8 protein-coding genes are annotated in these 7,915 nt (G+C 41.7%); all 8 read right to left on the reverse strand.

Going from position 1 to position 7,915, the window contains the following annotated elements:
• Positions 1-89: 89 nt before the first annotated feature.
• Positions 90-1,238, reverse strand: a complete 1,149-nt coding sequence (gene argJ, locus HAV38_RS19680; RefSeq protein WP_168057116.1) for a bifunctional glutamate N-acetyltransferase/amino-acid acetyltransferase ArgJ — start codon at positions 1,236-1,238, stop codon at positions 90-92.
• A 16-nt stretch (positions 1,239-1,254) separates the two neighbouring features.
• Positions 1,255-2,709 carry a class I adenylate-forming enzyme family protein gene (locus tag HAV38_RS19685; RefSeq protein ID WP_168057117.1) on the reverse strand — a complete coding sequence of 485 codons (1,455 nt, stop codon included), beginning with the start codon at positions 2,707-2,709 and terminating at the stop codon, positions 1,255-1,257.
• A 20-nt stretch (positions 2,710-2,729) separates the two neighbouring features.
• The gene (locus HAV38_RS19690; protein ID WP_168057118.1) at positions 2,730-3,560 is read right to left on the reverse strand and encodes a GNAT family N-acetyltransferase; all 831 of its coding nucleotides are present in this window, start codon (positions 3,558-3,560) and stop codon (positions 2,730-2,732) included.
• Positions 3,560-4,321: an NRDE family protein gene (locus tag HAV38_RS19695; RefSeq protein ID WP_260326508.1), complete on the reverse strand. Its 762-nt coding sequence runs from the start codon at positions 4,319-4,321 to the stop codon at positions 3,560-3,562. The genes HAV38_RS19690 and HAV38_RS19695 overlap by 1 nt, the downstream gene beginning before the upstream one ends.
• A 4-nt stretch (positions 4,322-4,325) precedes the next feature.
• The gene (locus HAV38_RS19700; protein ID WP_168057120.1) at positions 4,326-5,180 is read right to left on the reverse strand and encodes a TauD/TfdA dioxygenase family protein; all 855 of its coding nucleotides are present in this window, start codon (positions 5,178-5,180) and stop codon (positions 4,326-4,328) included.
• 12 nt (positions 5,181-5,192) lie between these two features.
• Positions 5,193-6,278: an asparagine synthase C-terminal domain-containing protein gene (locus tag HAV38_RS19705; RefSeq protein ID WP_168057121.1), complete on the reverse strand. Its 1,086-nt coding sequence runs from the start codon at positions 6,276-6,278 to the stop codon at positions 5,193-5,195.
• A 348-nt stretch (positions 6,279-6,626) separates the two neighbouring features.
• Entirely contained in the window at positions 6,627-7,421 is a 795-nt protein-coding gene (locus HAV38_RS19710; RefSeq protein WP_168057122.1) for an enoyl-CoA hydratase/isomerase family protein, read from the reverse strand.
• Between the two features lie 76 nt (positions 7,422-7,497).
• Positions 7,498-7,915 (reverse strand): hypothetical protein (locus HAV38_RS21700; RefSeq protein WP_209216827.1); only part of this gene is annotated, 418 nt, incomplete at its 5' end.

Raw genomic sequence — 7,915 nt, forward strand, 5'->3', positions numbered from 1 at the left:
TTCGACCTTCAAGGGAGATTGCAGGGAGGTAAAGGATAACGGCAAGTCACTGGTACAGGTGAAGGACTGATACTTCGGACCAAATGTACTCATGTCGTGTAATCTGCATTAATCTTGATATATCTTTCTGAAAGATCGCAACCATAAGCGGTAAAAGCGCCCGAACCAATATTAAGATGAATAGAAATAGCAATCTCATTGCCTGTCAAATAGGTTCTTAACTGTTGCAATTGCTCTTCTCCGGCTTGCTGAGGATAAGCTTCGATTTCTCCGAAAAAAATCCGGGTACGTTCTGGCGTAATGTCCAAATCCTCTTCGCACTTACCAATTGCCATCGCTACCCGTCCCCAGTTAGGATCTGCGCCGTGTACTGCCGTCTTCACCAGAGGGGAGTTGATAATGACTTTCGCGACCCGCTTGGCTTGTGCAACATTACGCGCACCTGACACTTTGACTTCTAGTAATTTGCTGGCACCTTCGCCATCTGTCGCAATTTTGTGCACCAGACTTAAGGCCACCTCGTAGAGCGCATCTTCAAAAACCTTCAAATCCACTTTACCAGCTAAACCATTAGCAAAAATCGCTGCCGAATCGCTGGTCGATGTATCGGTATCAATGCTCAAGGCGTTGAAAGTTTTGTCAACTACGCGACGAAAAATTGTATCCAACTCTTCTGGTGATATCAACGCATCTGTGAAGAAAAATGCGAGCAACGTCGCCATGTTCGGCTCTATCATGCCGACACCTTTGGCAATACCCAACACGGTCGCTTTACCTACTTTGTGTGAAACTATTTTGGACTTGGTATCGGTAGTCATGATCGCCGCAGCGCAACATTCAAAGTCGGCGGTTTCCAAAGGAGGAACATCCGCTAGAAAAGCTCGGATATTGTCCATCGGGTACTGTCGACCAATCACACCAGTAGAGGCAATAATCAATTCATTTGACGCCACATCGACTGCCTTGGCAATACCCTCACGGACTTCCTGTGCATTTGCCAACCCCATAGAACCGGTAGCGACATTTGCATTTCGAGCAATCACTAAAACACCACGGGCATATTGTTTCACTGCTCGCGAGAGTTCAACACTAGCTCCAGCAAACCGTGAACGCGTATATACGGCAGAAACCGCAGCCGGCACATCGGAAATAATCGCGATAAAATCATCATGGGTATCTTTGATACCCAAGTTAGCGACAATACATTTGTATCCTTTTGGGTAAGTTAATTGAGACATTTGAAAATCCTATATTTTATTCTGTAGCGGGATCATATAGCGTACTGCTTACATTTGACAAACGGCTAGGTAGTAGGGCTCGATCTGGTTTTCCAGTGGGGGTTTTCGGAATCAAAACAATAAATTCGACTTTTGCAGTAATCTGCCTATCTTTTAATAAACTATTAATGCATGGCCTTAGTCGCTGCCAGTCTTCTGGCTGTGCTTGAACGATTACTATTGATTGCGATGTAGTGCCCCCCTGCTCACGCGGAAGAATTACTACCAAGTCCAGATCTAGAGTCGAAGAAATAAAATTTTCCAAAACTCCTACAAACTGAATACCGCTTGCAGTCACCAAAACATCACTCGTTCGTCCCATCGGCAAAAAATATCCCTCAGAAGTCTTTTTAGCAATATCACCAGTACGATAGCCATCAACTTGATAATCCGCTGGATACGGTGAGGCATAGTAACCAGAGCCACAATGTGAAGACCTTACAATGATTTCACCCACTAAATGATTTTTTGTGTTTGAGGTGTCAAGCTCAACGCTAACGTCGCCAATTGGAAGCATTCCGCAATCAACTTGTAAAACATCTTCAAAATTCGCCAATATCATGCCGAATTCGGTGGATCCATAAATACGTTTAATCTTAATTCCAAGCTGCTCATAAGCAGTGCGAACGACTTCGTTTGACAGATAAGCTCCTCCGCAAAATGGAAGTGCCAAGTAGGGTAGACGAATACCACATGTTGCGGATGCTTTGCTCAATTCCAAATATTGGTGTGGAAGCGCGCTTATTACACTAATTTTTAGTTGTTCAAGAAGTTCAAGATTTTCTTGAGCAGATGTGGCATTAGACAAGAATAATGTTGCACCCGTCAATAACGCGGGAAACACATGTAGATCTACAGCGTGCCCTCCATCAAGCGTATGGATGTTCAAATAACGATCATCCGCTTTTAGATTCGCACTTTCTATCCATTGTTGTATTTCAGAATAAAGTCGATCTTGTCGCCATAACGCCAACTTTGGTCTACCCGTGCTGCCGGATGTTTCCTGCATACGGAAAATGCCCGTGTATATACGATCAGGAATGTAAATAAAGGGCGCTGGTTCTTCCACATGTAATAAAAATGTTGGCGTGTTTATAAAGGGTGGCAGATAATCATCTGCGCACACAAAAAGTACAGGCGCGATCTCATTGATTCGTTGTTTTATATATTCATTTGTAGCTCTGCGGCTGATAGGGCAGTGCACCGCACCGATGCTGGCTAATGCAAAAATTAAACTAACATACCCTAGACTATTATCTAACCAAGTTGCAACCGGTTGACCTTCGCGAACCCCCGCTTGCATAAGCCGATTACGTAATGTTGCAATATCGCAAAAAAGTTCGCTATACGTTCTACTAGAACCAGAAACTTGCACTACTGCAAGCTTATTTGGAAAAATTTCGCCTAAGTTCTTGAATGCGCTCCATAACATTAATAAACCCTCTTAATAAGCTAACTGCCAAAATATAATTTGACATGCTCCCCAGCATTGCTAAAGCCAATAGCAACTAGTCGATTATGTAATAGCCCATTAGCACGCGTAAAGGTCAACGGAAATTTACCTTGATTATGAATAACTGAACAAATATCTCTGAGCAAGTAATCTGATATCCCCTTCTTCCTGTACTGCTCCTCAACAAAGATAAATCCTAATTGTTGATAACTCTCATTACTAGTGGTCAGGGCTGCACAACCACCGGGATGTCCATTAACATCAATAATGTACAAGTTTTCTCGCTCTAAAAGACTAAGAACTGTGTGGTAAGCCTGTTCTTCTGTAGAAATAATAGCTACCTGTGAATCACGTTCCATTCGAATCCGATAATCAACGAGAGTCGTAATATCGCCCGACGTAGCTAGACGAGTTTTCAGAAACGAAGAGCGATCATTTATATGAGGTCGACATTGTTTAAGCAGCACTTCGTTACGCTGATAGGTTAATGGTTTCCAATTCTGTGGCCAAGCCTTAATCAAAGATGTTGTCGTCGATTTTGAACCTAAAGCCATTCGTGGGCTTTGTAAAGTTGCGCTGATTTTATTTAGAAAATTCGGTTCAATTTCGCCAACAGGCAAGATGACTGAAACTCCAAATGGAGGCAATGTTGGTAGTAATGCTACCGATCCTATTAGTCGATCATTATGTCGATGTATATAAACATCTAAATTATCGTGTGAATCGCGTAATACACCGTATAGAAAGAGAAACGCTTCCCGGTCTGGAGAACTATTTATAAAGTTAATCAGTTCCTGGAACTGTGGTTTTAAAATTTTTTCGATATTCATTAATTTTCTCTCTCTATATTATTAAAAGGATTGGGTATGTGGTCCCAAACCTCTAGGCGAGAAAGCGAGTTGCATACGTCGAATCTTGATTCATTGTGTCCTAGTCCAATGCAAGCAGCAGATTGGGAGGCCCATAAAACTCCACCGATATCGCGGCGCCATATTAAAGCACTGTGATCACTAGAAAAGTTATTATCATTCGAAAATAATTTAATCCAACTTCCCCAAGCTCGCTGAGATGTCGATTTTGAATTCAGTTCAGGTAGAGGAGAATGTCGAAATAACGGTAAATGTTTATCAAGTCGGGGATGGGTTACTCCAACGCCACGAACGGAGATACCATGTATCCCTTTCCCTAACTGATACTTAATCAAGCGCTTAGTATTCCATTCATGGATTATCAATCCATTGGCACTAGCTTTACCTAGAATAAAGCCGGGGTAGTCACGTACCATTTCCTCAGACCATTGTTTATTATCAGAACTTAACTCTTGAAGAACCAGCTCTCCTCGGCTTTTTTTTGTGGTAACCGAAGGGGTTTCTTCTCGATTGACTATGAACGCGAGTGTATGTTTGCGCTCATTTAGCGCAAGCCAACTGCCCGCTGTCATTATGTCCATACCTCCAATGACTTCGGGATAACGAGTAGGCCAATGGCGCCCAGCTGAAACCCAAGTACGATTTAGGGCCTCATCTCTAATCGTCGCGACCATTATTGGCCAACGAGCAGATAAATTTACAGCTACAATCACTGTGCACATTGCTTTATATCGCTATATGGGTCGGGCCAGGAGCAAGAACATTTTTTTCAAAAGTGGTTTGTCCACGTAGTAACCTTCTATGCTTACTTACACTAAGTGCGCTGCGGCCATGAAGAGTACGCTGGTTATCTATGATCAGTAAATCACCCTTGCACCATTGATGGTTATAGAGATATTTTTCTTGAGTAAAATGTTTCTCTAGTGCATTAAAGTAATCTTGCGACGCTTGAGAAGATAAACCCTGAACACGAACATCCCAACTTTTCAATCTCTCCCCTATAAATGGTAAAGCCAGATTAAGTGACTTTACACGTCCATAATCTCGAAATGCAGGTATCGAAAACCAACCTTCTGGAACAGAAGTAAAATAGCCACGCTCAAAAGCAATGTATTCCAAACTTCCTATTAACAATGGAGTGCGCAGGCTATCAGGCATTTCGCCCCATGCCGCAAGCTGATCACATACTAAAGTCGCGCCGTCTGCGTCCACCCCTTGTACATCACTTGCGTAGAGGATAATTAAATCAACCTGAGTATTTAACAAAATACCATCTGTGTGCAAAGGCAACTTTCCTCGTCCAGTAATTACTTTGCCGTCTTCGGGAGTTCCGTCTATCTTTAGAATGTCAGAGAAGCCATAACCCACCAGAGCTTTTTCTTCCTTGTACTCTATCTTTTTTCCTATTTTTTCTACGAAACTACGAAAACTAGCTTCAGTTAGATCCACATTATGAATTAAAGCAATACCCGATTTAAGTACTACATTCAACAATGCTGACAATGGTGTTGCATTATCAACATGGCAGCCAAGCCCTGAAGAAGTCAACTGCTTTGATTTTAACAAAATTGAATTCGTCATATTTGCTCCATCTTATTTAACTGCTAAGAATTTTTCGTTTCGGGACACCTTGTGGATTGCTCGTTCGAAAATTACTGATGGTGCCATTGGAGAAAAGGGAGAAATAATGGCATCGTTAATTAGCTCAATTAATATTGCACCATAAACTTGATTCGAACTTGAGAGGCGCGATGTTTTACTATCGATCAAACCACTGAGTTGTGCTGCCAAGCCATTACCATGATGAATAGCTGTCTTTTTTCTCCAAGCGATCTCTTTCGGAAGCAATCTTTGTGCTGCCATACGCAAATGCCCTTTCTCTCGTCCTAAAGCAGTTTTAACTGACGGACAAGTGTCTAGGGCTATTCGTATAACCATAGGATCCCAATAAGGATGAGCAAGGTCACAACCGCATGCGAGCGCTGCCACATTGGTTAACTCGCTTGAATAACGAGTCTTATCGACCACTTTATGAATTTTTTCCCTAATATCTTCAGCAATACCAGAATCTACCGTCAAACCTGAATTAATAAGGTCGGATCCATAGCCAGTAAAAATCAAACGATTGCCGGCGGCCTTACGGCAAAATGCAGTAATTGCAACTCCTACTTCTACAGCCTCCCTGTCGGCGTGTCCGAAAGCACGAATTGTTGGTGCAAGAGCATTTAAAATATCCTCTTCACAAAACATGATTTTTATTAACGGTTTATTAAGTGCTTCTGTTAGTTGGCTTGCATCATCAAATTCATCGCCAAAATCTGTGCCTATACTAAATGCAGTCATTTCGGAGGTTTGTTCGGCAATCAATGCGGCAACTAGGCTAGAATCTACCCCTCCAGATACGAGTACACCAATCTCTCGCCCCTCGGCAAGGCGATTCTTGATAGCCATGCGTAAAGCGTTAATTTGAATCTCACCCGCTTCGATAGGATCACATAGCCGAGACGACTGTACAATAAAATTGTCCACACCAACTATGCGCTCAATCGTCAACTTTCCTAAACTAACATCAACTCGTAATCGACAATTATGTTGAAGACGACTAATATTCTCGACACAAGAATTTCCGTTATGCTGTATGCCAGTATTCTCATAAACCGTCAGTTCCGCGCCTGTCAAATTAAGCTATGCAGCTGTGACAGTTGGAAGGTCGGTACCGATAACGAAAATACTATTTGCACGATCACAAGCCCAGTACACCGGTGTAACATTTCTTCCCGATGTTATCGCCTGCAAATGACTTTCTGTAATAATAATGGTGTTGTTTTCAAAATTCGAGTTTAAACAAACTGATCTGCTTATGCCTCTGTCAACGTCAAAAATTGTAGCATGTTCCGAATCAGTCCAGCCCATACAATAACAATGAAAGACCTTGCTTGCGGATAAAGGAATTTGAGTAGCCTCGAATTTCGGAATCGATTTATTAGAAAAAAGTAGCCATGGCATTATTATCATAATATAGCTTTTTTAAATAGAATTCGAAAGTTTTCCGATGACCACTTTCATACGATTTTGTGCCTCACCAGCAGAAAATGCAGAACGATGAGCTTCTTTGCCAATGATACGAGTTTGCTCTAATCCAATTATGAAGTCGTGATTTAGGTATCTTTTTGTGCTCCTAAAGCCTGCTACTGTAAAATTTGCCATTCTCTTAGCGTGCTCCACAGCGGCATCACGTAAAAACTGTGCAGAAACCATTTGATGTAATAAGGAGTCATTTAAGGCTTTGTCAGCTGACCACTCTCCACATGACATCAACATATTTTGCATTACTGAGCGGCCAACTACTTTTTCGAGCATATAACCACCAAATGTACAGGCGATGCCCAATTGGAATTCTGGCATTTTAAGAACACAACAATCACTACCAATACGATAATCGGCAGTTAAGGCAATCTGAAGCCCTATCCCAATAGCATATCCAGCAATTGCAACGATCAATGGACAACGAAGTTGCAATGCAGCTATATATAAATCGGTGACATGATCAATCCATACATCGACTTCATTTCCACCAGTAAACGTAGATGTTTCGTGAAAACTCCCACCTACTCCGAAAGAGCGTCCTTTTCCGCTATATAACAAAACTGCAAGAACCGTGTCATCTTGATTAAATTGATTTAGTAATTGTATAAGTTGCGCCATTCGAGGCATTGACCACATATTATGACGATGTGAGTCATTAAACTCTACTATCGCGACGCCGTCCTCAAACTCAATTTGAAAATCGTATAAACTATAATCATAAGCTTTAGTTTGCATAAGATAATCCTTTTATATTGGATACATAAACGTTTATATAAACAAAGTTCATCAATTAACTGGTCATTGTTGTTATTCAGCAAGCAGTACTGACTTTACAAACGTTAGATAAATTTTTATATAGGACAAGTACGGAAATGAAATTTTTCAGTAAAAAGTTTATCAATTGCATGTGCGGCAGTTGTCGATAAGTCATAACCGCGCAGCGCATAAGGAATTTTGCGTGAACGGATTTACCACTTAATAGTTGACATCTGTTTTTCAAACAGGATTTTTCAGCGGTTAGCTGTAAATGCCTTACATGCTCTACCTGCGCACTCGCAATTCCGGCGTAGAGTATCCATCGGGAATAGGCATGCTTTCTGGAACAGTCATCAGGAACCTCAAGGCAACCTGCGAGCTGACGACAATGATGTATTTTTCCGACCATAGCGAGATCTTGTACGACGGCAATTGCAAGATTGCTTTCCATGGTCACAATACCCAGTTCGAGT

It is taken from the genome of Glaciimonas immobilis (assembly GCF_011947285.1).
In the GTDB taxonomy this organism is placed as follows: domain Bacteria; phylum Pseudomonadota; class Gammaproteobacteria; order Burkholderiales; family Burkholderiaceae_D; genus Glaciimonas; species Glaciimonas immobilis.

Coding starts and splice junctions, on each gene's coding strand:
- HAV38_RS19695 (WP_260326508.1), bottom strand. CDS start 4,321: ATGTGCACAGTGATTGTAGCTGTAAATTTATCTGCTCGTTGGCCAATA.
- argJ (WP_168057116.1), bottom strand. CDS start 1,238: ATGTCTCAATTAACTTACCCAAAAGGATACAAATGTATTGTCGCTAAC.
- HAV38_RS19710 (WP_168057122.1), bottom strand. CDS start 7,421: ATGCAAACTAAAGCTTATGATTATAGTTTATACGATTTTCAAATTGAG.
- HAV38_RS19690 (WP_168057118.1), bottom strand. CDS start 3,560: ATGAATATCGAAAAAATTTTAAAACCACAGTTCCAGGAACTGATTAAC.
- HAV38_RS19685 (WP_168057117.1), bottom strand. CDS start 2,709: ATGTTATGGAGCGCATTCAAGAACTTAGGCGAAATTTTTCCAAATAAG.
- HAV38_RS19700 (WP_168057120.1), bottom strand. CDS start 5,180: ATGACGAATTCAATTTTGTTAAAATCAAAGCAGTTGACTTCTTCAGGG.